Below are 922 nucleotides of genomic sequence, written 5' to 3'. Positions count from 1 at the left end.
TCTCTCCGCCGGATCGATGGCGGTCATGCGCGTGAGAAGCGTCCGCCAGGGTCCGGGCAGGTGATCGGGGATCTCGGGCGGCGACACGAGTCGCGCGGCCAGCGCTTCGTGCGGCGTCCGCCCGCCGAAGGCGCGGCGACCGGTGAGCGCTTCGAGCAGGACGAGACCGAGCGCGTAGACGTCGCTCGCCGGGGCGGCCGGCATCCCCCGCGCCTGCTCGGGGCTGAGGTATGCCGCTGTCCCCACGACGGTGTCCGCTCGGGTGACGCGCGTCGCGCCGACGAGTGCGGCGATGCCGAAGTCCGCGAGGGTCGCTCGTGTGCGCTCCCCGGTGTGTGCGGGCGGGCGCAGCAGGATGTTGGACGGCTTCACGTCGCGATGGACGATGCCGCGCGCGTGGACGACGGACAGCGCCTCGGCGATCTCGCGGCCGTACCGGGCCACATCGGCCGGGGTGACGGTCCCGCGTGCGATCACGTCGCCGAGCGTCGGCCCCGCAATGAGTTCCATCGCGAGGTATGTCGGCGTGCTCGACAGTTTCGCGTCGTAGAGGGTGACGAGCGAGGGATGCGACAGGGAGGCGAGCAACCGGATCTCGGACCGCACGCGCGCCATGTCCGACGGGTCCGCACCGTCGCCTGTCATGACCTTCAGGGCGACGGTGCGGCCGAGCTGCGTGTCCACGGCCTCGTACACGCGGGCGTACCCGCCCGTGCCGAGCACCCGCCCGAGACGGTAACGCCCGTCGAAGAGGTCGACGGCGGGCGTGTCGGCCGGTTGAGTCGTGTCGGTGTCGGTCATGCGCGTCCTGGGATCGGGGAAGCCCCCGACGGGGTCAAACGAGGTCGTCGTTCGACGAGCGCGTGGTCGAACGGGTGACCTGAGCGCCCCCCGCCCCTTCCGTGCGGGTCACGGTGTCGAT

Annotated in this window: 1 protein-coding gene; it reads right to left on the bottom strand. The window is 72.0% G+C overall.

The window, feature by feature from the left end:
* The coding region (locus I5G_RS19590) for a serine/threonine-protein kinase (protein ID WP_022877217.1) at positions 1 to 801 on the bottom strand (801 nt) is incomplete at its 3' end.
* Positions 802 to 922 lie beyond the last annotated feature (121 nt).

The sequence above is a fragment of the Microbacterium sp. B19 genome (assembly GCF_000333395.1).
In the GTDB taxonomy this organism is placed as follows: Bacteria; Actinomycetota; Actinomycetes; order Actinomycetales; family Microbacteriaceae; genus Microbacterium.
Note: the sequence above shows the minus strand (reverse complement) of the source record. Positions and strands in the feature narration are given on the sequence as shown.